At 63.6% G+C, this 24,991-nt stretch carries 25 protein-coding genes; 16 read left to right on the forward strand and 9 right to left on the reverse strand.

Annotated features, from left to right (window positions below; all coding sequences use genetic code 11):
* The first annotated feature begins 9 nt into the window (after positions 1–9).
* From ACN5W5_RS14450 to ACN5W5_RS14525, 16 genes are all read left to right on the forward strand, one after another.
* Positions 10–714 (forward strand): succinate dehydrogenase iron-sulfur subunit, encoded by a 705-nt coding sequence (locus ACN5W5_RS14450; protein WP_420049180.1) that lies wholly within the window; start codon positions 10–12, stop codon positions 712–714.
* Between the two features lie 19 nt (positions 715–733).
* Positions 734–1,024 carry a succinate dehydrogenase assembly factor 2 gene (locus ACN5W5_RS14455; protein ID WP_420049181.1) on the forward strand — a complete coding sequence of 97 codons (291 nt, stop codon included), beginning with the start codon at positions 734–736 and terminating at the stop codon, positions 1,022–1,024.
* A gap of 20 nt (positions 1,025–1,044) precedes the next feature.
* Positions 1,045–2,355 (forward strand): citrate synthase, encoded by a 1,311-nt coding sequence (locus ACN5W5_RS14460; protein WP_290973581.1) that lies wholly within the window; start codon positions 1,045–1,047, stop codon positions 2,353–2,355.
* A 204-nt stretch (positions 2,356–2,559) separates the two neighbouring features.
* Positions 2,560–3,510, forward strand: coding sequence for a LysR substrate-binding domain-containing protein (locus tag ACN5W5_RS14465; RefSeq protein ID WP_420049182.1), 951 nt, complete (start codon positions 2,560–2,562; stop codon positions 3,508–3,510).
* 28 nt (positions 3,511–3,538) lie between these two features.
* A complete protein-coding gene (gene leuC, locus ACN5W5_RS14470) occupies positions 3,539–4,960 on the forward strand; it encodes a 3-isopropylmalate dehydratase large subunit (protein ID WP_420049183.1) in 1,422 nt (473 codons plus the stop codon).
* 35 nt (positions 4,961–4,995) lie between these two features.
* Positions 4,996–5,250: a hypothetical protein gene (locus ACN5W5_RS14475; protein WP_420049184.1), complete on the forward strand. Its 255-nt coding sequence runs from the start codon at positions 4,996–4,998 to the stop codon at positions 5,248–5,250.
* 29 nt (positions 5,251–5,279) lie between these two features.
* Positions 5,280–5,930, forward strand: a complete 651-nt coding sequence (gene leuD, locus ACN5W5_RS14480) for a 3-isopropylmalate dehydratase small subunit (protein ID WP_420049185.1) — start codon at positions 5,280–5,282, stop codon at positions 5,928–5,930.
* 33 nt (positions 5,931–5,963) lie between these two features.
* Positions 5,964–7,034, forward strand: a complete 1,071-nt coding sequence (gene leuB / locus ACN5W5_RS14485) for a 3-isopropylmalate dehydrogenase (protein WP_420049186.1) — start codon at positions 5,964–5,966, stop codon at positions 7,032–7,034.
* A gap of 297 nt (positions 7,035–7,331) precedes the next feature.
* The gene (gene asd / locus ACN5W5_RS14490) at positions 7,332–8,462 is read left to right on the forward strand and encodes an aspartate-semialdehyde dehydrogenase (protein ID WP_420049187.1); all 1,131 of its coding nucleotides are present in this window, start codon (positions 7,332–7,334) and stop codon (positions 8,460–8,462) included.
* Positions 8,463–8,747: 285 nt separating this feature from the next.
* Positions 8,748–11,324 carry a FimV/HubP family polar landmark protein gene (locus ACN5W5_RS14495; RefSeq protein WP_420049188.1) on the forward strand — a complete coding sequence of 859 codons (2,577 nt, stop codon included), beginning with the start codon at positions 8,748–8,750 and terminating at the stop codon, positions 11,322–11,324.
* A 74-nt stretch (positions 11,325–11,398) separates the two neighbouring features.
* Positions 11,399–12,184, forward strand: a complete 786-nt coding sequence (gene truA, locus ACN5W5_RS14500) for a tRNA pseudouridine(38-40) synthase TruA (protein WP_420049275.1) — start codon at positions 11,399–11,401, stop codon at positions 12,182–12,184.
* Positions 12,185–12,283: 99 nt separating this feature from the next.
* Positions 12,284–12,967 (forward strand): phosphoribosylanthranilate isomerase, encoded by a 684-nt coding sequence (locus tag ACN5W5_RS14505; RefSeq protein ID WP_420049276.1) that lies wholly within the window; start codon positions 12,284–12,286, stop codon positions 12,965–12,967.
* A 35-nt stretch (positions 12,968–13,002) separates the two neighbouring features.
* Positions 13,003–14,292 (forward strand): tryptophan synthase subunit beta, encoded by a 1,290-nt coding sequence (gene trpB / locus ACN5W5_RS14510; RefSeq protein ID WP_420049189.1) that lies wholly within the window; start codon positions 13,003–13,005, stop codon positions 14,290–14,292.
* Positions 14,289–15,098: a tryptophan synthase subunit alpha gene (gene trpA / locus ACN5W5_RS14515; RefSeq protein WP_420049190.1), complete on the forward strand. Its 810-nt coding sequence runs from the start codon at positions 14,289–14,291 to the stop codon at positions 15,096–15,098. Before trpB ends, trpA begins: the two co-directional genes overlap by 4 nt.
* 52 nt (positions 15,099–15,150) lie before the next feature.
* Positions 15,151–16,029, forward strand: coding sequence for an acetyl-CoA carboxylase, carboxyltransferase subunit beta (gene accD, locus ACN5W5_RS14520; RefSeq protein ID WP_420049191.1), 879 nt, complete (start codon positions 15,151–15,153; stop codon positions 16,027–16,029).
* Complete coding sequence (locus ACN5W5_RS14525) at positions 16,026–16,706, forward strand: LON peptidase substrate-binding domain-containing protein (protein ID WP_420049192.1); 681 nt, start codon at positions 16,026–16,028, stop codon at positions 16,704–16,706. Before accD ends, ACN5W5_RS14525 begins: the two co-directional genes overlap by 4 nt.
* A 114-nt stretch (positions 16,707–16,820) precedes the next feature.
* Here ACN5W5_RS14525 and nagZ read toward each other — a convergent pair whose 3' ends face one another.
* The 9 genes from nagZ to lepA all read right to left on the reverse strand — a co-directional run bounded on the left by nagZ (position 16,821) and on the right by lepA (position 24,979).
* On the reverse strand, positions 16,821–17,912 hold the full coding sequence (gene nagZ, locus ACN5W5_RS14530; protein WP_420049193.1) for a beta-N-acetylhexosaminidase: 1,092 nt from the start codon (positions 17,910–17,912) through the stop codon (positions 16,821–16,823).
* 19 nt (positions 17,913–17,931) lie between these two features.
* Positions 17,932–18,387, reverse strand: a complete 456-nt coding sequence (gene acpS / locus ACN5W5_RS14535; protein WP_420049194.1) for a holo-ACP synthase — start codon at positions 18,385–18,387, stop codon at positions 17,932–17,934.
* A 7-nt stretch (positions 18,388–18,394) separates the two neighbouring features.
* Positions 18,395–19,171, reverse strand: a complete 777-nt coding sequence (locus tag ACN5W5_RS14540) for a pyridoxine 5'-phosphate synthase (protein WP_420049195.1) — start codon at positions 19,169–19,171, stop codon at positions 18,395–18,397.
* Complete coding sequence (gene recO / locus ACN5W5_RS14545) at positions 19,168–19,968, reverse strand: DNA repair protein RecO (protein WP_420049196.1); 801 nt, start codon at positions 19,966–19,968, stop codon at positions 19,168–19,170. The genes ACN5W5_RS14540 and recO overlap by 4 nt, the downstream gene beginning before the upstream one ends.
* 18 nt (positions 19,969–19,986) lie before the next feature.
* Positions 19,987–20,955, reverse strand: coding sequence for a GTPase Era (era, locus tag ACN5W5_RS14550; RefSeq protein ID WP_420049277.1), 969 nt, complete (start codon positions 20,953–20,955; stop codon positions 19,987–19,989).
* A 154-nt stretch (positions 20,956–21,109) separates the two neighbouring features.
* Positions 21,110–21,787 (reverse strand): ribonuclease III, encoded by a 678-nt coding sequence (gene rnc, locus ACN5W5_RS14555; protein WP_177135597.1) that lies wholly within the window; start codon positions 21,785–21,787, stop codon positions 21,110–21,112.
* A gap of 31 nt (positions 21,788–21,818) precedes the next feature.
* Positions 21,819–22,166, reverse strand: coding sequence for a DUF4845 domain-containing protein (locus tag ACN5W5_RS14560; protein WP_420049197.1), 348 nt, complete (start codon positions 22,164–22,166; stop codon positions 21,819–21,821).
* A 27-nt stretch (positions 22,167–22,193) separates the two neighbouring features.
* Complete coding sequence (gene lepB, locus ACN5W5_RS14565; protein ID WP_420049198.1) at positions 22,194–23,171, reverse strand: signal peptidase I; 978 nt, start codon at positions 23,169–23,171, stop codon at positions 22,194–22,196.
* Positions 23,171–24,979, reverse strand: coding sequence for a translation elongation factor 4 (gene lepA, locus ACN5W5_RS14570; RefSeq protein ID WP_420049199.1), 1,809 nt, complete (start codon positions 24,977–24,979; stop codon positions 23,171–23,173). The genes lepB and lepA overlap by 1 nt, the downstream gene beginning before the upstream one ends.
* Positions 24,980–24,991 lie beyond the last annotated feature (12 nt).

A 24,991-nucleotide genomic window follows, 5' to 3' on the forward strand; every position in this document is an offset into this window, starting at 1 on the left:
AAAAATACCATGGCCCTTCGCACATTCAAGATCTACCGCTACGACCCGGAAAAAGACGCCAAGCCCTACATGCAGACCATCGAGGTCGAGCTGGACGGCCACGAGCGCATGCTGCTCGACGCGCTGATGAAGCTCAAGAAGGTCGATCCTTCGATTTCGTTCCGCCGCTCCTGCCGCGAAGGCGTCTGCGGTTCGGACGCGATGAACATCAACGGCAAGAACGGTCTGGCCTGCCTGACCAACATGAACACGCTGCCCGGCGTGATCACCTTGAAGCCGCTGCCCGGTCTGCCGGTGGTGCGCGACCTGATCGTGGACATGACGCTGTTCTTCAAGCAGTACAACAGCATCAAGCCCTACCTGATCAACGAAACCCCGCCACCCCAGACCGAGCGCCTGCAGAGCCCCGAGGAGCGCGAAGAGCTCAACGGCCTGTACGAATGCATCCTGTGCGCCAGCTGCTCGACCAGCTGCCCCAGCTTCTGGTGGAATCCGGACAAGTTCGTCGGCCCAGCCGGTCTGCTGCAGGCCTACCGCTTTATCGCCGACAGCCGCGACGAAGCCACCAGCGAACGCCTGGACAACCTGGAAGACCCGTACCGCCTGTTCCGCTGCCACACCATCATGAACTGTGTGGACGTCTGCCCCAAGGGACTGAACCCCACAAAGGCCATCGGCAAAATCAAGGAAATGATGGTGATGCGCTCGATCTGAGCACACTGCCCGAACCACTATGGATGCCAGCACCTGTGACGCCCCGCTCGATCAACGCGCTCTGAGCAAGCTGCGCTGGCGCTGCCGCCGTGGACTGCTCGAAAACGACCTGTTCATCGACAGCTTCTTCGCCAGGCACGAATCTGGCTTGACTGTCAGGCAGGCTGAAGCTCTGGGGGTTTTAATGGACTTGTCCGACAACGATCTGCTCGATCTGTTGCTCGGCAGGAAACCACCCCAAGGCGAGCTGGCCCGTGACGACGTCACACACGTATTGGGCATGCTTCGCGCAGCCCGGCTACCCGTTTAAGCCCCTCAAAAGGAAACCGAATGAAACTCGTAGACAACAAAGCCACCCTGTCGTTCTCCAACGGCAGCCCCAGCGTTGATATGCCGGTGTATGCCGGCAGCATCGGCCCGGACGTGATCGACATCCGCAAGCTGTACGCACAGACCGGCATGTTCACCTATGACCCCGGCTTCCTGTCCACCGCTTCCTGCCAGTCGGCCATCACCTACATCGATGGTGACAAGGGTGAACTGCTGTACCGTGGCTACCCCATCGAACAGCTCGCCACCAACTGCGACTACCTCGACACCTGCTACCTGCTGCTCAATGGCGATCTGCCCAACGACCAGCAGCGCGGCGATTTCCACAAGCTCGTGATCAACCACACCATGGTCAACGAGCAGATGCAATTTTTCCTGCGTGGCTTCCGCCGCGATGCCCACCCCATGGCCGTGCTGACCGGTCTGGTGGGTGGTCTGTCGGCCTTCTACCACGACAGCACCGACATCAACAACCCGGAGCACCGCCACGTGGCGGCCATCCGCCTGATCGCCAAGATGCCCACCCTGGTGGCGATGGCCTACAAGTACGGCGTGGGCCAGCCCTACATGTACCCGAAGAACGACCTGAGCTATTCGGGCAACTTCCTGCGCATGATGTTCGGTACCCCGTGCGAAGAGTACAAGGTCAACCCGGTGCTTGAGCGCGCCCTCGACCGCATTTTCATCCTGCACGCCGACCACGAGCAGAACGCCTCCACATCCACCGTGCGCCTGTGCGGTTCGTCGGGCACCAACCCGTTTGCCGCCATCGCGGCCGGCGTGGCCTGCCTCTGGGGTCCCGCTCACGGCGGCGCCAACGAAGCCTGCCTGAACATGCTGGAAGACATCCAGCGCCAGGGCGGCGTGGCCAAGGTCGGCGAGTTCATGGAGAAGGTCAAGGACAAGAACAGCGGCGTGAAGCTGATGGGCTTCGGTCACCGCGTCTACAAGAACTACGATCCTCGCGCCAAGCTGATGCAGGAAACCTGCGATGAAGTGCTGAAGGAACTGGGCCTGGAAAACGACCCGCTGTTCAAGCTGGCCAAGGAACTGGAGCGCATTGCCCTGGAAGACGAATACTTCGTCTCGCGCAAGCTGTACCCGAACGTGGACTTCTATTCCGGCATCGTGCAGCGCGCCATCGGCATCCCGGTGAACCTGTTCACCGGCATCTTCGCCTTGGCCCGCACGGTCGGCTGGATCGCCCAGCTCAACGAAATGATCAGCGACCCCGAGTACAAGATCGGCCGTCCGCGCCAGCTGTTCACGGGTTCCGAGCGCCGCGACGTCCCCGCTGGCTTCAAGCGATAAACCCCGAACCGCCTGCGGCGTCTCCCTTCCAGGAAGCGCCAGCAGGGCTCGGCAGAGCCGGTTCCGCGCCGGCCTCGTCCCCAAAACAAAACCCGCCAATGGCGGGTTTTGTTTTGGCGGGGTCACCCATCGCGAAATGCGATGATCAACCTGCGAACAAGGTGAGAAAATTGATAACTCATCGTCATTCACGACGAGTCACCCATGAACACCCCGGACCGCAGCTTCACCCGCCGCCTCGACCTCACCTCGCTCCAGCTCTTTGTGGCGGTGTGCGAGCGCGGCAGCATCGGCAAGGCGGCCGAGCAGGAGTTCATGGCCACCTCGGCCGTGAGCAAGCGCCTCTCCGATCTTGAAAGCGCCGTGGGCACCACCCTGCTCTACCGCCATGCCCGGGGTGCCAACCCCACGCCCGCCGGCCAGAGCCTGCTCCACCATGCGCGCTCGGTGCTGTTCAGTCTGGACAAGATGCAGGGCGAGCTGTCCGAATACGCCGATGGTGTGCGTGGTCATGTGCGCATGCACGCCAACATCTCGGCCATCGTCCAGTTCCTGCCCGAGGACCTGGGCAGCTTCACCCGCCTGCACGACCAGGTCAAAATCGATCTGGAGGAACACCTGTCCAGCGAGGTGGTGCGGGCCGTGCAGGAAGGCGCGGCCGATCTGGGCATCTGCCACACGGGGGTGAGCGGGCCCCTGCCCGAACTGCAGACCCGCCCCTACCGGCAAGACCAGTTGGTGCTGATCGTCCCGCAGGAGCATCCTCTCGCGGGCGTGGAACAACTGGCTTTCATCGACAGCCTCGACTGGGATCATGTGGGACTGCACGCCAACAGCTCCATCTACCAGGCCATGCACCAGGCGGCCACCACCGCCGGCCGCGGCATCCGCTTGCGCATCCGGGTGACCGGGCTGGACGCCATGTGCCGCATGATCCACAACGGTCTGGGCGTCGGCCTGATGCCCCAGCGTGCTTTCGAGCTGATGCACGGCGTGGGCGAGCTCACCTGCGTGGCGCTCACCGATGACTGGGCCACCCGGCAGATCGACCTGGTGGCCCGCGATTTTTCGACCTTGCCCGTCACCGCCCGGCTGCTCGTTGCCCACCTGGGCGAGCAGTCAGGGCAACACACCGTTACAGACCCCCACGCATAAAATTCCATCAGAAAAGGAAACCCTCCCCATGGCACGCACGCTCTACGACAAGATCTGGGACGAACACGTCGTCCACACCGAAGAGGATGGCACGTCCGTCCTCTACATCGACCGCCACCTCGTGCACGAAGTGACCAGTCCACAGGCGTTTGAAGGCCTGCGCCAAGCGGGCCGCAAGGTCTGGCGCGTGAGTTCGATCGTCGCCACCGCCGACCACAACACGCCCACCACCGGCTGGGAACAGGGCTACGACGGCATCACCGACCCGATCAGCAAAGAGCAGATCACCACGCTGAACGACAACATCGCCGAATTCGGCGCGGCAGCTTTCTTCCCCTTCATGTCCCAACGCCAGGGCATCGTGCACGTGATCGGTCCGGAAAACGGCGCCACCCTGCCCGGCATGACGGTGGTCTGCGGCGACAGCCACACCAGCACCCACGGGGCGTTTGGCGCGCTCGCGCACGGCATCGGCACCAGCGAGGTCGAGCACGTCATGGCGACGCAGACCCTGCTGGCCAAGAAGGCCAAGAACATGCTGGTGCGCGTGGACGGGCAACTCGCCAAGGGCGTGACCGCCAAGGACATCGTGCTGGCCATCATCGGCAAGATCGGCACCGCTGGCGGCACCGGCTACACCATCGAGTTCGGCGGCAGCGCGATCCGCGCGCTGTCCATGGAAGGCCGCATGACGGTGTGCAACATGGCCATCGAGGGCGGTGCTCGCGCGGGTCTGGTGGCAGTGGATGAAAAAACCATCGAATACGTCAAGGGTCGCCCGCTCTCCCCCACCGGGGTGGAATGGGAGCAGGCCGTGACCTACTGGAAGGGTCTGCAATCGGACGCCGATGCGAAGTTCGATGCCGTGGTGGAGCTGGACGCCAGCAGCATCGTGCCGCAGGTCACCTGGGGCACCTCGCCCGAGATGGTGCTCGGCGTGGACGCCCGCGTGCCCGATCCCGAGAAGGAAAAAGACCCGAACAAGCGCGGCGCCATCGAGCGTGCGCTCACCTACATGGCGCTGGAGCCGGGCAAGGCCCTGAACGACATCTTCGTGGACAAGGTGTTCATCGGCTCCTGCACCAACAGCCGCATCGAAGACATGCGCGAGGCCGCAGCGGTGGTGAAAAAGCTGGGCCAGAAGGTGGCCAAAAACATCAAGCTGGCGATGGTCGTTCCCGGCTCCGGTCTGGTCAAGGAACAGGCCGAGCGCGAAGGCCTGCACGAGATCTTCAAGGCCGCCGGCTTCGAGTGGCGCGAACCCGGCTGCTCGATGTGCCTGGCCATGAACGCCGACCGACTGGAACCCGGCGAACGCTGCGCCTCCACCAGCAACCGCAACTTCGAAGGCCGCCAGGGCGCCGGTGGCCGCACCCACCTGGTGTCCCCGGCAATGGCCGCCGCCGCCGCGATCCACGGCCATTTCATGGATGTGCGCACCATCGCCTGACCTGCCATCCCGAGTCCTCATCAAGGAGTCCTCCCATGTGCTCTGTCAAACCCCTGATCACCCTGCTTGCCACTGCAACGCTGGTGTCACTGGCCGCCTGCAACACCGTGCAAGGCATCAGACAGGACGCGCACGTGGTCAAGGACAAGGCTTTAGACGTCAAAGACGCGGTCGTTGACAAGGCCATCGAAGTCAAGGACAAGACCGTCGAAGGCGGCAAGGCCGTCGGCCAGTCGGTCGGCTCCGGGCTGGAGAAGGCCGGCGAAGCCGTCAAGGGCGCGATCAACTGAAGCCAGCCTCACAACCTCCTCACACCATCATGCAGAAATTCACCATTCACCAGGGCCTCGTGGCCCCCATGGACCGCGAAAACGTCGACACCGACGCCATCATCCCCAAGCAGTTCCTCAAATCCATCCGGAAAACCGGCTTCGGCCCCAACCTGTTCGACGAGTGGCGCTACCTGGACAAGGGCGAGCCCGGCCAGGACCCCGCCACGCGCAAGCCGAACCCGGACTTCGTGCTCAACCAGCCGCGCTACGCTGGCGCCTCGGTGCTGCTGACCCGCAAGAATTTCGGCTGCGGCTCCAGCCGCGAACACGCGCCATGGGCCATCGACCAGTACGGCTTTCGCGCCGTGATTGCACCGAGCTACGCCGACATCTTCTTCAACAACTGCTTCAAGAACGGCCTGCTGCCCATCGTGCTGCCCGAGGCCACGGTCGCCCAACTGTTCGACGAGGTGTATGCCTTCCCGGGCTACCAGCTGACCATCGACCTGGAACGCCAGGTGATCGTGAAACCTCAAGGCGAAGAAATCCCGTTCGAGGTGCAGGCCTTCCGCAAGTACTGCCTGCTCAACGGTCTGGATGACATCGGCCTGACCTTGCGCCACAAGGACAAGATACAGGCCTTCGAGGCCCAGCGTCTTGCCACCAAACCGTGGCTCGCCCACACGATGGTGTCCTGATCGGGCACCCCTTCAACTCCAGACATTCATCTCATGAAAATCGCAGTTCTCCCGGGTGACGGCATCGGCACCGAAATCGTCGCCGAAGCGGTCAAGGTCCTCAACGCGCTCGAGCTCCCCTTCGAAATGGAATCGGCCCTGGTCGGCGGCGCGGCGTACGAAGCCCACGGGCATCCGCTGCCCGAGTCCACGCTCAACCTGGCCAAGGCCGCCGACGCCATCCTGTTCGGCGCCGTCGGTGACTGGAAATACGACAAGCTCGACCGCCCGTTGCGCCCCGAGCAGGCCATCCTGGGCCTGCGCAAACACCTGGGCCTGTTCGCCAACTTCCGTCCCGCCATCTGCTACGAACAGCTGGTGGGGGCTTCCAGCCTCAAGCCCGAGCTGATCGCCGGCCTGGACATCCTCATCATCCGCGAGCTGACCGGTGACATCTACTTCGGCCAGCCGCGCGGCCGCCGCGTGGCCACCGACGGCCATTTCCCCGGTGCCGAAGAAGCGTTTGACACCATGCGCTACAGCAAGCCCGAGATCGAGCGCATCGCCCATGTCGCCTTCCAGGCAGCACGCAAGCGCAGCAAGAAGGTCACCAGCGTGGACAAGGCCAACGTACTGGAGACCTTCCAGTTCTGGAAAGACGTGGTCACCGAGGTGCACGCCCAGTACCCCGACGTGGAACTGCAGCACATGTACGTGGACAACGCTGCGATGCAGCTGGTCAAGGCGCCCAAGGCTTTTGACGTGGTCGTCACCGGCAACATGTTCGGCGACATTCTTTCCGACGAAGCCTCCATGCTCACCGGCTCCATTGGCATGCTGCCCTCGGCCTCGCTGAACTCGAAGAACCAGGGCCTGTACGAGCCCAGCCATGGCAGCGCGCCCGACATCGCCGGCAAGGGCGTGGCCAACCCGCTGGCCACCATCCTGAGCGCAGCCATGATGCTGCGCTTCAGCCTGAATCAGGAAACTGCCGCGCAACGCATCGAAGCTGCCGTGCAAAAGGTGCTGGCGCAGGGGCTGCGCACACCCGACATCTGGAGTGAAGGCACCACCAAGGTGGGCACCGCCCAGATGGGCGATGCGGTGGTCAAGGCGCTGGGCTGATCACATCACCTCGTTGTCCGGACAAGGCAGCACACGGGCTGCCTTTCTTGCGCCCGCGTGTCAGCTTCGCCCAAGCCACCATCCGGTACAATCTCCACCCATGTTTGCCGCCCGCCCGTTCAACCTGAACAAAGCACCCGCCGTCCTGGCCGGTGAGGCTCTGCGCGCAATCACCATCAAAACCACGACCATTAAGGGCTGATCCAGCCTGGTTCGTCGTGCGCCCTCCCCGGCCAGACGAGCCGGGCAAGTCGGTCTGGTCTGGACCTGTTTTATCTACTTGAAAGGGCGTTTGAAATGAGCAAGTTGGTTGGTTTGGTCGGCTGGCGCGGCATGGTTGGCTCGGTGTTGATGGATCGCATGGTCGCGGAAAACGACTTCGACCTGATCGAGCCCCTGTTCTTCTCAACCTCCAACGCTGGCGGCAAGGCCCCTGCGATGGCGAAGAACGAGGCCACGCTGCAGGACGCGCACGATATCGCGGCCCTCAAGCGCTGCGACATCATCATCACCGCCCAGGGTGGCGACTACACCAGTGAAGTGTTTCCCAAGCTGCGCGCCGCAGGCTGGAACGGCCACTGGATCGACGCCGCCTCCACGCTGCGCATGGAAAAGGATGCCGTCATCATCTTGGACCCGGTGAACATGCCGGTGATCAAGGACGCGCTGGCCAACGGTGGCAAGAACTGGGTGGGCGGCAACTGCACAGTGAGCTGCATGCTCATGGGCGTTGGCGCGTTGTACAAAGCCGGTCTGGTCGAATGGATGAGTACCCAGACTTACCAGGCCGCCTCCGGCGGCGGCGCTCAGCACATGCGCGAACTGCTGACGCAGTACGGCACGCTGAATGCCGAAGTGAAGGCCTTGCTGGACGACCCCAAGAGCGCCATCCTGGAGATCGACCGCAAGGTGATCGCCAAGCAGCGCAGCCTGACCGGCGCCGAGACGGCCAACTTCGGCGTGCCGCTGGGTGGTTCGCTGATCCCCTGGATCGACAAGGACCTGGGCAACGGCATGTCGAAAGAAGAGTGGAAAGGCATGGCCGAGACCAACAAGATCCTCGGCATGGGTGAGGGCTTCGGTTCGGCCGCCATCCCCGTGGACGGTTTCTGCGTGCGCGTGGGTGCGATGCGCTGCCACAGCCAGGCATTGACCTTCAAGCTCAAGAAAGACGTGCCGACTGCCGATATCGAGGCCATGATCGCGGCGGACAATCAGTGGGTCAAAGTGGTGCCCAACACCCGCGAAGCCACCATCAAGGACCTGACGCCCGTGGCGGTCACCGGCACCATGACGATTCCTGTGGGTCGCATCCGAAAGCTGGCCATGGGCCCGGAATACGTGGGCGCCTTCACCATCGGCGACCAGTTGTTGTGGGGCGCTGCCGAACCGCTGCGCCGCATGCTGCGTATCCTGCTGGACGCCTGAGTTCGCGATGGGAGGAACGGTTGTGGGCCTCCACCAAGGTCCACTTCCCGTTGTGCAACAACAACGTCCGCGGGGGTTGAACGCGCGCCACACGCAAGCCGGGAAACTCAAGCGAATTCTCAGCTTGTCACCGTAATGCGTTGATGTTATGGTCAATTCTCGGTTTTTTACGTCGAGGTCAACGTGCCAATTCACACCCGCCACACACCATCCATCCGAACCTGCGCCACCGCCGGCGATACCGGTTCAAAAGGACTTGCGCGGTTACACGCAATAGCTGCCGCGGTGGTTTTGTGCACCGGCCTGCTGCAGGCCAGCGATGCTCAAGCCTTGGCACTGGGGCGCATGGTGGTGCAATCAGCGTTGGGGGAACCCCTGCGGGCCGAGGTTGATGTGCTTGAAATCACGGCTGAAGAATCGGCCAGTCTGCGTGTGGGCTTGGCCGCAGCAGGTGCGTTCCGTGCAGCCGGCATGGACTTCAATGCTGCGCTGGCCGACCTCCAAGTCGTTCTGCAGCGCCGCCCCGATGGCCGCGCTTTCCTGCGCCTGACAGGCAGCCGCCCAGTCAATGAGCCTTTCATGGACATGATCCTGGAGGCCAACTGGGCATCGGGCCGCATTGTGCGCGACTACACGCTGTTGTTTGACCCCCCCAACCTGCGTCCGCCAGTGCCAGCGCCTTTGGCGCCCGCAGTGACAGCACAGGCGACGCCTGCACCGGTCACTCCGCCTGCTGTGCCATCGACTGCGGCCGTCCGCCCCCCCGAGGCTGCCTCTGCCCCAGTCGCCCGCGCACCCGCCGCTCCGGCATCTGCCGCGCCCGATGCCGGAGCTGGCACCGCCTCGCGTGTGCGGGTCAAGACAGGTGACACCGCCGGGCGCATTGCGGCCAGCCACTTGCCTGCCAATGTGTCTCTCGATCAGATGCTCGTGGCCATGCTGCGTGCCAACCCCGATGCATTCATCGGCGGCAACGTCAACCGAATCAAAGCGGGTTCCCTGGTGGAGCTGCCCGATGAGACGGCTGCAGCAGCCACGCCAAGCGGCGAGGCGCGCCAGATCATCGCAGCGCAGAGCAGCGATTTCAATGAGTTCCGCCGTCGACTGGCGAGCCGGGTCCCCGCAGCCGAGGTCGCCGCCGCAGACCGGCAAGCCGCGGGTCGTGTGCAGGCCGAAGTCCAGGACCAGAAGCCAGCGCCTGCAACCCAGGACAAGCTGACGCTGTCCAAGGGTGCCGCCGCGCCAGGTCAGTCCGCACCGGAAGCCAAGATCGCTGAGGAACGTCGCGCAGGCGAAGCGTCAACCCGGGTCGCTGAACTCTCCCGCAACATTGAAGAGCTGAACAAGATCGCTCCAGCCGCGGCGCCAACGGCTGCCGCTGGCAGCGCTCCGGCTGCGCCGGACGCGCCGAAGCCGGCAGCGGTTACCCCGGAAGTGGTTGCTACGCCTGCGGCAATACCTGCGCCCGCGACCCCCGCCGCACCCGTTGAACCGCCAGCGCCGCCCGTTGCACAAACGCCTGCCCCGGCACCTGCGCCCAAACCCGCGGCACCGATGCCTGTTCCAGCAGTTGATGAACCTTCCTTCATGGAACAGCTGCTCGGCAACCCATTCGTGCTGCCTGCAGCCGGTGGATTGCTCGCACTGCTTGCCGGTCTGGGCCTGTACCGCATGCGCCAGCGCAAGAAGACGTCCGCCGCAGACAGCTCCTTCCTCGAAAGCCGGCTGCAACCCGATTCGTTCTTTGGCTCCAGCGGCGGACAGCGCATTGACACCGCCGAAGCGTCGGCATCGGGCTCCTCCATGGTGTACTCGCCTAGCCAGCTGGACGCAGCGGGTGACGTGGATCCGGTTGCCGAGGCCGACGTTTACCTCGCCTATGGCCGCGACCTTCAGGCAGAAGAGATTCTCAAGGAGGCCATGCGCAGCACCCCCACACGCGTGGCCATCCACAACAAGTTGCTGGAGATCTACGCCAAGCGCCGGGACACCAAGGCCTTTGAAGTGGTAGCCACCGAAGCCTACGGTCTCACCCAGGGGCAAGGGGCTGAGTGGGAACACGCCTGCGGTCTGGGCAAAGAACTGGATCCGAACAATCCGCTGTACCAGCCTGGTGGCAGTCCGGCGGCCAAACCGGGCGCTGTTGTTACCGGTAGCGCCAACACCATTCCTTTTGGCAACAGCACGCTCTCACAACACACCACCCCCGGTGCACCCATTGGCGCCGAAGCTGACGCCGACCTCGGTCTTGACCTTGATCTGGACATTGGGCTGGATGAGCCTTCGGCACCGGCCGCGCTGCAAATGCCCGCCCCGGTGGAAGCCCAGATGTCCAGCCTGGACGATCTGGCACAAACGGAGGCGCTCACGAGCGCACCAGGCGAGGTCAGCGACATGGCCTCCCGTCCGATGGACTTTGACCTGGATTTTCCCTCGGAGCCTGTACCTTTGTCCTCGTCAGCGCCAACGGCAAAAACCGTGGATGGTTCGGCGGAACAGCCCACATTTGACGACAGCGAAGTGCTGCCGGCGTTCGATTTTGATGAGCCCTCATCGCCATCGGTCCAGAGCAGCAACGGACAGGACCACGGCACATCCACAGCCAACCCGCCCACGGCCGAACTGTTGTCCTTTGACCTGAGCGACATTGAACTGGAGCTGAGTGAGCCTGAGCCAGCCAAGGGTGACGAACCCAGCAGACTGAGCGCAGAAAATCCGCTCGAAACCAAGCTTTCCCTGGCCGAAGAATTTCGGGCCATCGGTGACCTTGAAGGCGCGCGATCACTGGCCGAAGAAGTGTTGGCCGAAGCCTCCGGCACTCTGCGAACCAAGGCAGGCACCTTCCTGGCCGACCTCGCCTGACACGACCCCGCGGTCTGCATTCGCCTTTGATCACGGCCACATCTGCCGGCGCCTCTCCCCATGAGGCGCCGCCATTGCGCATCGCGCTGGGGGTCAGCTACCACGGCCATGCCTACGATGGTTGGCAGAGTCAACCCAGTGGCCGCACGGTGCAGGACCAGCTGGAACGGGCCCTGACGGAATTCACAGCCCTCGACAAAGTCAGCACGCTGTGCGCCGGGCGCACCGATGCCGGCGTGCACGGACTCATGCAGGTGGTGCATTTCGACACCCCGGTCGCCCGGCCAGACAATGCCTGGGTACGCGGCACCAACCGTTTTCTGCCTCCCGACATTGCCGTGCAATGGGCGCAACGCGTGCCAGCCAGCTTTCATGCCCGCGCCAGCGCCCGTTCGCGCCGCTACGCCTATGTGCTGCTTGAATCCCCGGTCAGGCCCAGCATCGACCATGGCCAGGTGGGCTGGGTGTTCCGGCCACTTCAGCTTGAATCCATGCAGCAGGCGGCGCAGACGCTCGTGGGTGAACACGACTTCACCTCGTTTCGAGCCTCGGCGTGCCAGGCTCACAGCCCCGTCAAAAAGATGCGACGCATCGACATCACTCGGCGCGGCGCCTACTGGCGCTTCGAGTTCGAAGCATCCGCCTTCCTGCACCACATGATCCGCAACATCATGGGCTGCCTGATCGCCATTGGCAACGGCAACCGCCCGGTCGACTGGATGGCCGAGGTGCTGGCGGCGAAAAGCCGCGACGCGGCGGCGCCCACCTTTTCCCCGGACGGGCTGTATTTTTTGGGTCCCGTGTACGATGAGTCGCTGGGTCTGCCCACGCGCACACCGGCATTCGACTGGCTTCCCTGACCCACCCCCGCGGCGCTTCGCGCCACCCCCTCAAGGGGGCGACACTGGCGGCCCGGCAAAGCCGGTTCCGCGGTGTCCTTGAACAAGTCACTTCTGCTAATGAAACCCTTTCGAACTCGCATCAAGATCTGTGGCCTGACTCGCGAATCCGACGTGGACACCGCCGTGCAGGCCGGTGCGGACGCTGTCGGTTTCGTGCTCTACCCCCAGAGCCCGCGCTTCGTCTCGCCGGAGCGTGCTGGGGAACTGGCGCGCCGCTTGCCGGCTTTCGTCACACCGGTGCTGTTGTTCGTGAACGCCAGCCCCGAATTCATCACCCAAGGTACTGCTGCCGTGCCCAATGCCCTGCTGCAATTCCACGGCGACGAAACACCCGATGACTGTCTGGCCACTGGCCGCCCGTTCCTGCGCGCGGCGCGCATACCCACCGGCCCGGCCGGGGCAGGCTTTGATCTCCTAAAATACGCGCTGGACTTTGCCGCCGCCCAGGCTGTCTTGCTCGACGCCCATGTCGAGGGTTTTGGCGGTGGAGGTCAATCATTCGACTGGAACGCTTTCCCTTGGTCACATCCGCTTCTAAACGCCAGCTCTCGCCTCGTTTTGTCTGGTGGACTCACGCCTGCAAACGTGACCGATGGCATCAGCCGCGTACGGCCCTGGGCCGTTGACGTGAGTTCCGGCGTCGAGGTGTCGAAAGGCATCAAGGACGCCGACAAGATCCACGCATTCGTCGCCGCCGTGCGCGCGGCCGACACCCTCTTATCCCGTCCGAGCAGAACCTGATTGCGGGTCGCTCGGGCCATAGCACCGAGAAACCCATGGACACCTACCAGCAACCCGACGCCCGCGGTCACTTCGGCATCTACGGCGGCAGCTTCGTGAGCGAGACACTCACCCATGCCATCAACGAGCTCAAGGCCGCCTACGCGAAGTACCAGCACGACCCCGAGTTCCTCGCCGAATTCAAGAGCGAACTCGCTCACTTCGTGGGCCGCCCGTCTCCGGTCTACCACGCAGCCCGCATGAGCCGCGAGCAAGGTGGCGCGCAGATTTTCCTGAAGCGCGAAGACCTGAACCACACTGGCGCCCACAAAGTCAACAACACCATCGGACAGGCCATGCTGGCCAAGCGCATGGGCAAGCCGCGTGTGATCGCCGAGACCGGTGCCGGCCAACACGGCGTGGCCACCGCCACCATCTGCGCCCGCTACGGCCTGGAGTGCGTGGTCTACATGGGCAGCGAAGACGTCAAACGCCAGAGCCCCAACGTCTACCGGATGAAGCTGCTCGGTGCCACCGTGGTGCCCGTCGAATCGGGCAGCAAGACACTGAAGGACGCGCTCAACGAAGCCATGCGCGACTGGGTCGCCAACGTGGACAACACCTTCTACATCATCGGCACCGTGGCCGGCCCACACCCCTACCCGATGATGGTGCGCGACTTCCAGAGCGTGATCGGCGAAGAATGCCTGGTGCAGATGCCGGAGATGCTCAAAGCCGCCGGTTGCCACGGCGAGCAGCCCGATGTGGTGGTCGCCTGCGTGGGTGGCGGCAGCAACGCCATGGGCATTTTTTACCCCTACATCAACCACACCAGCACGCGGCTGATCGGCGTCGAAGCCGCCGGCGAAGGCCTGGACAGCGGTAAACACTCGGCATCGCTGCAGAAAGGCAGCCCCGGCGTGCTGCACGGCAACCGCACCTATGTGCTGCAGGACGACAACGGCCAGGTCACCGAGACGCACAGCGTCAGCGCGGGCCTGGACTACCCCGGGGTCGGCCCCGAGCATGCGTTCCTGAAGGACATCGGCCGCGCCGAGTACGTTGGCATCACCGACAAGGAAGCGCTGGAGGCCTTCCACTACCTGTGCCGCACCGAGGGCATCATCCCCGCGCTCGAATCGAGCCACGCCGTGGCCTACGCCATGAAGCTGGCCAAGACCATGAAGCCCACGCAATCGATCCTGGTCAACCTCTCGGGCCGGGGTGACAAGGACATCGGCACCGTGGCCGACCTATCGAATGCCGACTTTTATTGCCGACCGAGCTGCCGTGGGCAGTCCGTCAAAGGCGGCATGGAAACCGCCACCATCAAGGTGACCAAATGAGCCGTATCGAAAAAGCCTTCGGCGAATTGAAGGCGCAAAACCGCAAAGCCCTGATTCCCTTCGTGACCGCTGGTTTCCCCTACGCCGACATCACGCCCGACCTCATGCACGGTATGGTGGAAGCTGGCGCCGACGTGATCGAACTGGGTGTGCCGTTCTCCGACCCGTCGGCAGACGGCCCGGTGATCCAGAAGGCGGGCGACCGCGCACTGGCGCTGGGTATCGGACTGACCCAGGTCATCGCCATGGTGAAGACCTTCCGCGAACGCAACGCCACCACGCCCGTGGTGCTGATGGGTTACGCCAACCCGATCGAGCGCTACGACCAGAAGCACGGCGCCGGCAGCTTCGTGCGCGACGCCTCGGCCGCGGGCGTGGACGGCGTGCTGGTGGTGGACTACCCGCCGGAAGAGTGCGAGGACTTCGCCGCCACCCTGCGTGCCGCCAACATGGACCTGATCTTCCTGCTCGCGCCCACCAGTACCGACGAGCGCATGGCGCAGGTGGCACGCGTGGCCAGCGGCTACGTGTACTACGTGTCGCTCAAGGGCGTGACGGGCGCGGGTACGCTGGACGTGGGCCAGGTTGAAGCCATGCTGCCACGCATCCGCGCCCACGTGAGCGTCCCGGTGGGCGTGGGCTTTGGCATCCGCGATGCCGAGACCGCCAAGGCCATCGGCAAGACCGCCGACGCGGTGGTGATCGGCAGCAAGATCATCCAGCTGATCGAGAACGAGCCACATGAAAAAGTGGTGACGGTCGCCATGCATTTCCTGCGCACCATACGAAAAGCGCTGGACGCATAATTCGACCACTTCGCCGGGCCACCCGTGCCCGGCAACCAGCGAAGGAGACCCTATGTCCTGGCTCGAAAAACTGCTACCTCCCAAAATCACCCATACCGACCCGACCGAGCGCCGCAGTGTGCCCGAGGGCCTGTGGATCAAGTGTCCGAGTTGCGAGGCCGTGCTCTACAAGACCGATCTGGAGAAAAACCAGAACGTCTGCCCGCACTGCAGCCACCATCACCGCATCGGCGCACGCGCGCGCCTCAACGCCTTCATGGACGCTGAAGGCCGGTATGAAATCGGTCAGGAGGTGCTGCCGGTCGACGCCCTGAAGTTCAAGGACAGCCGCAAGTACCCTGAACGCCTGAAGGAAGCGCTGGAGACCACGGGTGAAACCGACGCGCTGGTTGTCATCGGCGGAGCGGTGCAAGGCATCAGCCTGGTGGCGGCCTGCTTCGAGTTCGACTTCATGGGCGGCTCCATGGGCTCGGTGGTGGGCGAGCGTTTCGTGCGCGGCGTCGAGGAAGCCATTGCCCAGAAAGTGCCCTTCGTCTGCTTCACCGCCACCGGCGGCGCGCGCATGCAGGAAGGTCTACTCTCGCTGATGCAGATGGCCAAGACCAACGCCGCCCTCACCCGTCTGGCCAAGAAAGACCTGCCCTACATCAGCGTGCTGACCGACCCGACCATGGGCGGGGTGTCGGCCGGCTTCGCCTTCGTGGGCGACGTGGTGATCGCCGAGCCCAAGGCGTTGATCGGCTTCGCCGGCCCGCGCGTGATCGAGAACACCGTGCGCGTGAAGCTGCCCGAAGGCTTCCAGCGCGCCGAGTTCCTGATCACCAAGGGTGCGGTCGACTTCATCTGCGACCGGCGCGAACTGCGTGCCACGGTGGCCAGTTGCCTCGCCATGCTGCAGCGCCAGAGTGCCGACGCGGTGGTTGCCGATTGAAGGAAACACCTGAGGCAGCTCCGCTGGCGCTGTCGCAACTGCCCCTGTTTCCGCTGCAGACCGTCCTGTTTCCCGGCGGCTGGATGCCCTTGCGCATTTTTGAAGTGCGCTACCTCGACATGATCAGCCGTTGCCACAAGGCCGGCGCGCCCTTCGGCGTGGTCTGCCTGTCCGAAGGCAGCGAGGTGCGGCGCATCGATCCCAAGGCCCCACCCCATGGCGACGCGTTTGCGCGTGAGGTTTTTTACCCGGTGGGCACACTGGCGCGCATCGAGCAGCTGGAGCGGCCACAGCCCGGACTGCTGGTGATTCACTGCCGAGGCCTGCAACGCTTTCACGTGACCGCCAGCCACCAACTGCCGCACGGCCTGTGGGTGGGCGACGTGCAACTTGACGACGCGGAGCCCGTGATCCCCGTGCCCGAACATCTCGTGCCCACGCGGGATGCGCTGCAGCGCCTGCTGCACAATCTGCAGGAACGTGAGCCCGACGACATGAACGAGCTGCCGTTGCAACCGCCCTACCAATGGGACGACAGCGGCTGGGTGGCCAACCGTTGGGCCGAGCTCCTGCCCGCGCCGGCCGAACTCAAGCACCGGTTGATGACGCTGGACAACCCGATGCTGCGCCTCGAATTGATTTCGGATCTGCTCGACAAACTCGGCGTCGAGCGCTGAACCTGTAACCCCCTCTCCGAGGCGCGCGCTTTCGCCAGCACACACCGCGGAACTGTCTTTGCCAGGTCACTGGTGTGCGCCCCCTTGGGGGAAGCCGCGCAGCGGCGCAGAGGGTTATGGCAAAGTGCTCAGCGCGTGCATGTAGCGCTCGCTGACCATCAGCGTGTCCCAGTCCATGCCCGCAGCGCGCGGCAACAGCGCCAGACGGCGTTCTTCGCTGGCGGGGTTGGGCTGCCAGTGGCCTTCGATCACCGCTCTGGACAGGTCTTCGATGGCGGTGTCGATTGGCGCACCGCCTTCCACCACCGACTGGTTGCACACCACCACCATGTCACCACCCGCGGTGAGTGCGGCCAGCGCGGCTTCGGCGAAGCTCACGTCGCGCCCGTCGATGTGGCGCGCCGCTTCCATGCTCAGGTCATCGCTGAAAATGGCGCCGGTGAAGCCCAGCTGGTGGCGAAGAACGTCCTGCAACCAGCGCTGCGAAAATCCGGCTGGCCGACCGTCTACCTTGGGGTAGATCACGTGCGCGGGCATCACCGCCTGCAGGCTGCTGGAGAGCCAACCGTAGGGCGCGGCGTCTTCGGCCAGGATGGCCTTGAGGCTGCGGTTATCGACTGGAATGGCCAGGTGCGAATCCGCCTTGACGAATCCATGGCCGGGGAAGTGCTTGCCACAGTTGCCCATGCCGCTCTGCTGAAGGCCCGACATCAGGGACTGGGCCAGCAGGGTGACCACGCGCGGATCGCGCGCGAAGGCGCGGTCGCCGATGACCGAACTTTCACCGTAGTCCAGATCCAGCACCGGGGTGAAGCTCAGGTCCACGCCACAGGCACGCAACTCGGCGCCGAGCACATAGCCAGCGGCCGTGGCCGCGTTGGAAGCGCGCATCGCGGGACCGCCCTCGCCTTCGCCCTTCTTCGGCGCCGACATCCACAGAGCGCCGAAGGCGGCCATGGGCGGCAGGTGGGTGAACCCGTCGGTGCGAAAGCGCTGCACGCGCCCGCCTTCGTGATCCACCCCGATCAGCAGGTCGGGCCGCACGGCCTTGATCTGGCGGCACAGCCGGGTCAGCTGCTCGCGGTCCTGCCAGTTGCGGGCAAACAGGATGACACCACCCACCAGGGGATGGGCCAGGCGCTGGCGCTCGGCGGTGGTGAGGCTGTGGCCGGCAACATCGATGATGAGTGGGGCGTGTTGATGCATTTTTTGTGCAGGCAGGTGGTCAGGTTTCGTGGCCGGGTCGCACTGGGACGGAACTCGCGGGGCCCGCGGGTGGTGTGTAGGCATCGACCTTCTCAACCACCACGAAGCTGGCGGCGTGGTCGGTTTCGTCGGTCACGGTCACATGGGCACGCAATCCCTGCGCTTCAAACCATGTCTTGAGATCGTCGTGCAACACGATCACGGGCTGTCCACTGGGCAGATTGGCGATTTCGCAGCGCCGCCAGGTCATCGGCAAACGCATGCCCAGACCAATGGCCTTGGAAAATGCTTCCTTGGCAGAAAAACGCGTCGCGAGATAGCTCAGGCCGCGGTGCGGCCATCGCGCGCTGCGCCGCTGCCAGACGAGGAATTCGGCGTCGCTGAGCACCTTGCGTGCGAACCGCTCACCCTGGCGTTCGAAGGTCGCCGCGATGCGTCGGATGTCGCAGATATCGGTACCAATGCCGAAGATCATGGGCGGGTCAGGCGGACGCCTCGTGAATGCAACGGTTGTAGTCAGCGATGGTGGCTGCATAGCCCAGCTCCAGCGCATCGGCGATCAGCGCGTGGCCAATCGAGACCTCGCTCACGCCCGGCACAGCGCGCAGGAAAGCGGTGAGGTTGTCACGGTTGAGGTCGTGTCCGGCGTTGACGCCCAGGCCCGCATCCAGAGCCGCCTGCGCGGCGGCGCGGAAGCGTTCAAGCTGCACACCGCACTCAGGCGTGTGCCATGCAGCGGCATAAGGCTCGGTGTAGAGCTCCACCCGGTCCGCACCCACGGCTTTGGCCGCGGCCATCTGCGCGGGTTCGGCGTCCATGAACAGGCTCACGCGCGCGCCCAGCGCGCGCGCTTCGGCCACCACGACCTGAAGGCGCTCGGCATCCTGCGGGAAGGTCCAGCCGTGATCGCTGGTGAACTGGCCTTCGCTGTCGGGCACGAAGGTCAACTGGTGCAGCGGCAAGCCCTTCGCCTTCACCTGGCGTGCGACATCCATGAGGTTGTGAAACGGGTTGCCTTCGATGTTGTATTCGCGATCGGGCCAAGCCTTGAGCAGTTCCGCCAGATCGAACACATCGTGGGGCCGGATGTGGCGTTCATCCGGACGGGGATGCACGGTGATCCCGCGTGCCCCGGCCTGCAGGCACAAGCTGGCCGCCCGAGTGACCGACGGGATGCCCAGGTGGCGGGTGTTGCGCACCAGGGCGACCTTGTTGAGGTTGACCGACAGCGCGGTAAGGGAAGTGGAAGCCGTGGTCATGGCATGGTCTGGAGGTTGGTGAAGGCCGCTTCGGGCGACGCCCGAGGCCGGCCCATGGCCTGCACATCCAGCATCAGCTGACGGGTCTTGAACACCCGCACACCGCTATGGTAGTGCAGCAGGTTGCGCAACTGCGGCTGCAGCGCCTGCTGGCAACCGACGCAGGCGCGCAGGGTGGCGATGAGGGGATCGGCCTCGTCCAGCGCGATCTGGAGCGAGCACCACTGCGCCCCCGTCAGGGCATGTGTATCGTCGTCATGCGCCGCACGAAGGCCACTCTCCGGACCGAGCACGTAAAACACCCCTTCCTTCAGGGACGCCAGCGTATTGCCCTCGTGGGCCAGATCGGGCAGCAGGCCGATGTCGCGCAACAGCAGCAACTCGAACGCGCGCAGGATGAGTTGTTGGGCGTCGGCCCGCTCCGCCAGCAACTGTACCGCCAGGGTGTAGTGGTCGTACAAGGCTGCGTGCGGATCGTCACGGGCCAGCAGGCGCATGAGCAGTTCGTTGAGATAACAGCCGGAAAGCAGCGCTTCGCCGGTGGGCATGACATGCCCGCCCTGCCACTGGGCCGACTTGAGCGTGCGCACCTCGGCGTCACCGCCCCAGCTCAGGTGCAACGGCTGCAACGGCAGCAGCACCGGGCGGAACTGGGAGGTGGGGCGTTTGACACCTTTGGCCACCAGCGCGATACGGCCATGGTGGCGCGTGAACACTTCCAGCACCAGGCTGGACTCGCTCCAGTCGTAGCGGTGCAGGACGAAAGCAGGTTCTTCAGAAAACCGGCGCGTGGCCATGGTTCGCTTGTGGGGACTTCACTCGTAGCCAAACGAGCGCACGCGCGCATCGTCATCGGCCCAGCCCGAGCGCACTTTGACCCACAGCTCCAGAAACACCTTGCAGTCCCAGAGCTTCTCCAGTTCCTGGCGCGCCTCGGTACCGATGCGCTTGAGCTTCTCGCCCTTGTCGCCGATCACCATGCCCTTGTGGCCATCGCGCTCCACCACGATGGTCGCCGCGATGCGCCGGAGCTGGCCTTCCTGCTCGAACTTGTCGATGATGACGGTGGACGTATAGGGCAGCTCGTCGCCGGTCAGGCGGAAGAGCTTTTCGCGCACCATCTCGCTGGCCATGAAGCGCTCGCTGCGGTCGGTGAGCTCTTCGGGATCGTGCATCCAGGGTTGCTGCGGCAGGTATTTCTCGCAGATCGCAAACAGGCGCTGGATGTCCTTGGTGTTCTTGGCCGACATCGGCACGAACTCGGCAAACGCGTGGCGCTCCTGCATGGAGCGCAGCCAGGGCGCGAGGTCGCCACGACGGTGCACCAGATCGAACTTGTTGGCCAGCAGCACCACGGGCACGTTCGCCGGCAGGAGGTCCAGCACCTTGGCATCGGCCAGGTTGAAATGCCCGGCCTCCACCACGAACAGGATCAGGTCCACATCGTTCACCGCACCGAGCACGGTCTTGTTGAGTGCCCGGTTCAGCGCATTGCCATGCCGGGTCTGGAAACCCGGTGTGTCCACGAACACGAACTGCGTCGGCCCAACGGTGCGGTATCCGGTGATGCGGTGCCGTGTGGTTTGCGCCTTGCGTGAGGTGATGCTGACTTTCTGGCCGACCAAGGCATTGAGCAGGGTCGATTTGCCCACGTTGGGCTTGCCCACGATGGCCACAAAACCGCAGTGCTGAGCCGCAGGTTCAACAGGCGCCGGCTCTGGCACCGCCGCCTCGGGCTCGGCTGCTTCGGTCTCGCCGGGTTTCCCCAAGGCCCGGGCCAGCATGGCGTCGAGCTCGGGATTGGCAACGGTTTCGACCGGCTGTATCGGGGCGGACAGGGGAACGGATTTTCGGGACATGGATTCGTGCCGGCGGGTCAACGCCTGGAGCAAAGTGGGAAACAGCGCAAGCGGCGTGTTTCAGAAACGGTGAGACGGGTCACTCCGCCATGAGGTGCTGCAACATGGCCGCCGCTGCGGCCTGCTCACCCGCGCGACGCGAAGCACCGATGCCGCGTTCGCTGCGGCCGGTTTCCGTCACGGTGCATTCGACATCAAACGTCTGCTTGTGGGCTTCACCCAAGGTAGCCACCACGCGGTAGACCGGGAGTTTCATTTTGCGCGCCTGCAGCCACTCCTGCAATTCGGTCTTCGGATCCTTGCCCATGGCGCTCATCTGGGCGTTCAGTTCGACATCGCCGTAGAGCCTGCGCACCATCGCGGCGGCCACCTCAAACCCCGCATCCAGATACACCGCGCCGATGATGGCTTCAAGCGCATCGGCCAGGATCGACGGCCGCTTGTGGCCCCCTGAGCGTTTTTCACCGTCGCCCAGGCGCAGGCATGCAGAGAGCCCGAGCACGGAAGCGATCTGGAACAGCGTGTCCTGCTTGACCAGGTTCGCCCGCACCCGCGAGAGGTCGCCCTCGGGCAGCTGACTGAGTTTTTCAAACAGCAGGCCGGAAATGGCCAGATTGAGTACCGAGTCACCCAGAAACTCCAGCCGCTCGTTGTGGTCGGAAGTGAAGCTGCGATGCGTCAGCGCACGCTCCAGCAGGCGCGGATTGGCGAACGGGTGCTGGAGGCGCTTTTGCAGCGCGATGAGTTCCGGGTTCAAATCAGGCAGCACCCTTTGCACAGGGCCCCACTCACTTGGAGCTGCCCGTGTACTTCATCACCAGGTAGGCCGGACCCACCAGCGGGATTTCGCGCTGGTAGTCGAAAGAAACCACCACCCGGTCACCCTGCTTGCTCACTTCTAGGTCTTTGCCGGTGATGGTGGTGATGTCATCAATGGAGGCTGCCTTGTCAAAAATGCTGCGCACCTCGGCCACGGTGGTGCCCTCTGATGCCTTTTGAACCGCTTTCTCCACCGCCATGAACTCGATATAAGTGGGTACAAACTGCGCAAAGATCACGCCCGCGAAGGCCAGCAGGATGCCGACGATCAGCAAGCCAAAAAATGTCAAGCCTTGTTGCCCTTGCTTCAGTTTCATGGTTCTTTTCTCCAAAGATGGTCAAACTTACTCAAACGATCCGATGCGCCCGAGATCCCCAAAATTCATCCAGACAAAGAAGGCTTTGCCCACAATGTTGGCCTCGGGCACAAAGCCCCAGTAGCGCGAATCCAGGGAGTTGTCCCGATTGTCGCCCATCATGAAGTAGTGCCCTTCAGGCACTTTGCAGACCACACCCTCCACCGAATAGCGGCAGTTGTCCTTGTAAGCGAACTCCGTGGTGCCCGAGACGAACGCTGGCCGGTCTTCGTCATTCAGGGTCTTGTAGTTTCGCCCACCCAGGCTTTCCCCGAACTGTTTGGCGTACCGCATGACATCGCTGTCAAAGAACTCGGGCTCCTGGCTCCGCGGCACGGGCTGCCCGTTGATGCTCAGTTGTTTGTTGAGATAGGCCACTTCATCGCCAGGAACACCCACCACTCGCTTGATGTAATCCAGACTGGGTTGCGGGGGATAGCGGAACACCATCACATCGCCGCGCTGCGGCTCGTTGTTCGCGATCACCTTGGTGTTGAACACGGGCAGGCGGATGCCGTAGTGGAATTTGTTCACCAGGATGAGGTCACCCACGCGCAAGGTGGGGATCATGGAGCCGGACGGGATCTTGAACGGCTCGAACAGGAACGAACGCAGAACAAACACTGCCAGGATCACAGGGAACAGGCCTGCCGTCCAGTCCAGCCACCACGGCTGCATCAGCAACCGCTGGCGAGCAGGCTCCACATCGACATCGGCTCCGCCAAAGCCTTGTTGCTGCAGGGCCGCGACGCGGTCACCTTGAGCTTGCAGCAAGCGCTGCGCATCGCGCTGGCGCTGCGGCAGGAAAACCAGCTTCTCGGCCACCCAGTACAAACCGGTGATGGCCGTGGCCAGCATCAGCAACAGGGCGAAGTTGCCTTCGACATAGCCAAAGAAAAACGCCCCCGCATACGCGGCAAAGGCGGCCAAGACCACCGCCGTGATCGCACTCATCGTGGATTGCATCAGTCCTGCACCTGCAAAATCGCGAGGAAAGCCTCTTGGGGCACTTCAACCGAGCCAATCTGTTTCATGCGCTTCTTGCCTGCTTTTTGTTTCTCAAGGAGTTTGCGTTTGCGACTGATGTCGCCACCGTAACATTTTGCCAGCACGTTCTTGCGCAGTGCCTTGATGGTTTCACGCGCGATCACGTTGCCACCGATGGCCGCCTGGATCGCCACGTCAAACATCTGGCGGCTGATGATCTCGCGCATCTTCGCCACCACGGCGCGGCCACGGTACTGCGACTGGCTGCGGTGCACGATGATGGACAGCGCGTCCACCTTTTCCCCGTTGAGCAGGATATCGACCTTGACCACATCGGCTGCGCGGTACTCCTTGAACTCATAGTCCATGGAGGCGTAGCCACGGCTCACCGATTTGAGCTTGTCGAAGAAGTCCAGCACGATCTCGCCCAATGGCATGTCGTAGGTCAGCATGACCTGTTTGCCGTGGTAAGCCATGTTGAGCTGCATGCCACGCTTCTGGTTGGCGAGCGTCATGACCGCGCCGACGTATTCCTGTGGCATGTAGAGATGCACGGTCACGATGGGCTCGCGAATCTCTTCCAGCCGGCCCTGGTCGGGCATCTTGGAGGGGTTCTCGACCATGATGACTTCGCCATCAGGCTTGACCACCTGGTAGACCACACTCGGCGCTGTGGTGATCAGGTCCTGATCGAACTCGCGCTCCAGCCGCTCCTGCACGATCTCCATGTGCAGCAGGCCCAGAAAGCCACAGCGGAAGCCAAAGCCCAGCGCCTGCGACACCTCGGGCTCGTACATCAGCGCGGCGTCGTTGAGCTTGAGTTTTTCCAGCGCGTCGCGCAGGCCGTCGTACTGGTTCGCCTCGGTCGGGTACAGACCGGCAAACACCTGTGGCTGCACTTCCTTGAAACCGGGCAGCGCCTCTTCGGCCGGACCGAGGTTGTTGGGCAGCTTTTTTTCCAGCGTGATGGTGTCGCCCACCTTGGCCGCCTGCAGCTCCTTGATGCCGGCAATGATGTAGCCCACTTCACCGGCCTTGAGCGCGCCTCGCGGTTCGTTGCCGGGCGTGAAAACGCCCAGGTTGTCGGCGTTGTAGACGGTGTTGGTGGCCATCATCTTGAACCGCTCACCCTTGAGCAGCTGACCGTCGACCACGCGCACGAGCATCACCACGCCCACATAGGCGTCGTACCAGCTGTCCACAATCATGGCGCGCAGCGGTGCATTGGGATTGCCTTTTGGCGCCGGGATGCGAGCAACGACGGCCTCCAGAATGTCTTCCACACCCATGCCGCTTTTGGCCGAACAGGGAATGGCATCGGTCGCGTCGATGCCGATCACGTCTTCGATCTCGCTCTTTGCGTTTTCGGGATCGGCGTTGGGCAGGTCCATCTTGTTGAGCACCGGCACCACCTCCACACCCAGGTCGAGCGCGGTGTAGCAGTTGGCCACGGTCTGCGCCTCAACGCCCTGGCTGGCATCCACCACCAGCAGCGCACCTTCGCAAGCTGAGAGGGAGCGGCTCACTTCATAGGAGAAGTCCACGTGGCCCGGTGTGTCGATCAGGTTGAGGTTGTAGACCTGCCCGTCGCGCGCCTTGTATTGGAGCGCGGCGGTCTGCGCCTTGATGGTGATGCCACGCTCCTTCTCGATGTCCATCGAGTCCAGCACCTGCTCACTCATCTCGCGATCGGACAGGCCGCCACAGAGGGAAATGATGCGGTCGGCCAGTGTGGATTTGCCGTGATCGATGTGCGCGATGATCGAAAAATTGCGGATGTGGTTCATCAAGAAAAACAG

Origin of the sequence: Hydrogenophaga sp. ZJX-1, from assembly GCF_048590325.1 — a bacterium.
Lineage (GTDB): Bacteria > Pseudomonadota > Gammaproteobacteria > Burkholderiales > Burkholderiaceae_C > Hydrogenophaga.

Bases quoted from the DNA above. Each gene is read 5' to 3' on its own strand.
- trpB (WP_420049189.1), top strand. From the start codon at position 13,003: ATGGACACCTACCAGCAACCCGACGCCCGCGGTCACTTCGGCATCTAC.
- era (WP_420049277.1), bottom strand. From the start codon at position 20,955: ATGCTGGCCCGGGCCTTGGGGAAACCCGGCGAGACCGAAGCAGCCGAG.
- ACN5W5_RS14475 (WP_420049184.1), top strand. From the start codon at position 4,996: ATGTGCTCTGTCAAACCCCTGATCACCCTGCTTGCCACTGCAACGCTG.
- asd (WP_420049187.1), top strand. From the start codon at position 7,332: ATGAGCAAGTTGGTTGGTTTGGTCGGCTGGCGCGGCATGGTTGGCTCG.
- ACN5W5_RS14455 (WP_420049181.1), top strand. From the start codon at position 734: ATGGATGCCAGCACCTGTGACGCCCCGCTCGATCAACGCGCTCTGAGC.
- ACN5W5_RS14465 (WP_420049182.1), top strand. From the start codon at position 2,560: ATGAACACCCCGGACCGCAGCTTCACCCGCCGCCTCGACCTCACCTCG.
- acpS (WP_420049194.1), bottom strand. From the start codon at position 18,387: ATGATCTTCGGCATTGGTACCGATATCTGCGACATCCGACGCATCGCG.
- ACN5W5_RS14540 (WP_420049195.1), bottom strand. From the start codon at position 19,171: ATGACCACGGCTTCCACTTCCCTTACCGCGCTGTCGGTCAACCTCAAC.
- lepB (WP_420049198.1), bottom strand. From the start codon at position 23,171: ATGCAATCCACGATGAGTGCGATCACGGCGGTGGTCTTGGCCGCCTTT.
- leuD (WP_420049185.1), top strand. From the start codon at position 5,280: ATGCAGAAATTCACCATTCACCAGGGCCTCGTGGCCCCCATGGACCGC.
- ACN5W5_RS14460 (WP_290973581.1), top strand. From the start codon at position 1,045: ATGAAACTCGTAGACAACAAAGCCACCCTGTCGTTCTCCAACGGCAGC.
- leuB (WP_420049186.1), top strand. From the start codon at position 5,964: ATGAAAATCGCAGTTCTCCCGGGTGACGGCATCGGCACCGAAATCGTC.
- ACN5W5_RS14450 (WP_420049180.1), top strand. From the start codon at position 10: ATGGCCCTTCGCACATTCAAGATCTACCGCTACGACCCGGAAAAAGAC.
- lepA (WP_420049199.1), bottom strand. From the start codon at position 24,979: ATGAACCACATCCGCAATTTTTCGATCATCGCGCACATCGATCACGGC.
- recO (WP_420049196.1), bottom strand. From the start codon at position 19,968: ATGGCCACGCGCCGGTTTTCTGAAGAACCTGCTTTCGTCCTGCACCGC.
- leuC (WP_420049183.1), top strand. From the start codon at position 3,539: ATGGCACGCACGCTCTACGACAAGATCTGGGACGAACACGTCGTCCAC.
- ACN5W5_RS14560 (WP_420049197.1), bottom strand. From the start codon at position 22,166: ATGAAACTGAAGCAAGGGCAACAAGGCTTGACATTTTTTGGCTTGCTG.
- trpA (WP_420049190.1), top strand. From the start codon at position 14,289: ATGAGCCGTATCGAAAAAGCCTTCGGCGAATTGAAGGCGCAAAACCGC.
- nagZ (WP_420049193.1), bottom strand. From the start codon at position 17,912: ATGCATCAACACGCCCCACTCATCATCGATGTTGCCGGCCACAGCCTC.
- accD (WP_420049191.1), top strand. From the start codon at position 15,151: ATGTCCTGGCTCGAAAAACTGCTACCTCCCAAAATCACCCATACCGAC.
- ACN5W5_RS14505 (WP_420049276.1), top strand. From the start codon at position 12,284: ATGAAACCCTTTCGAACTCGCATCAAGATCTGTGGCCTGACTCGCGAA.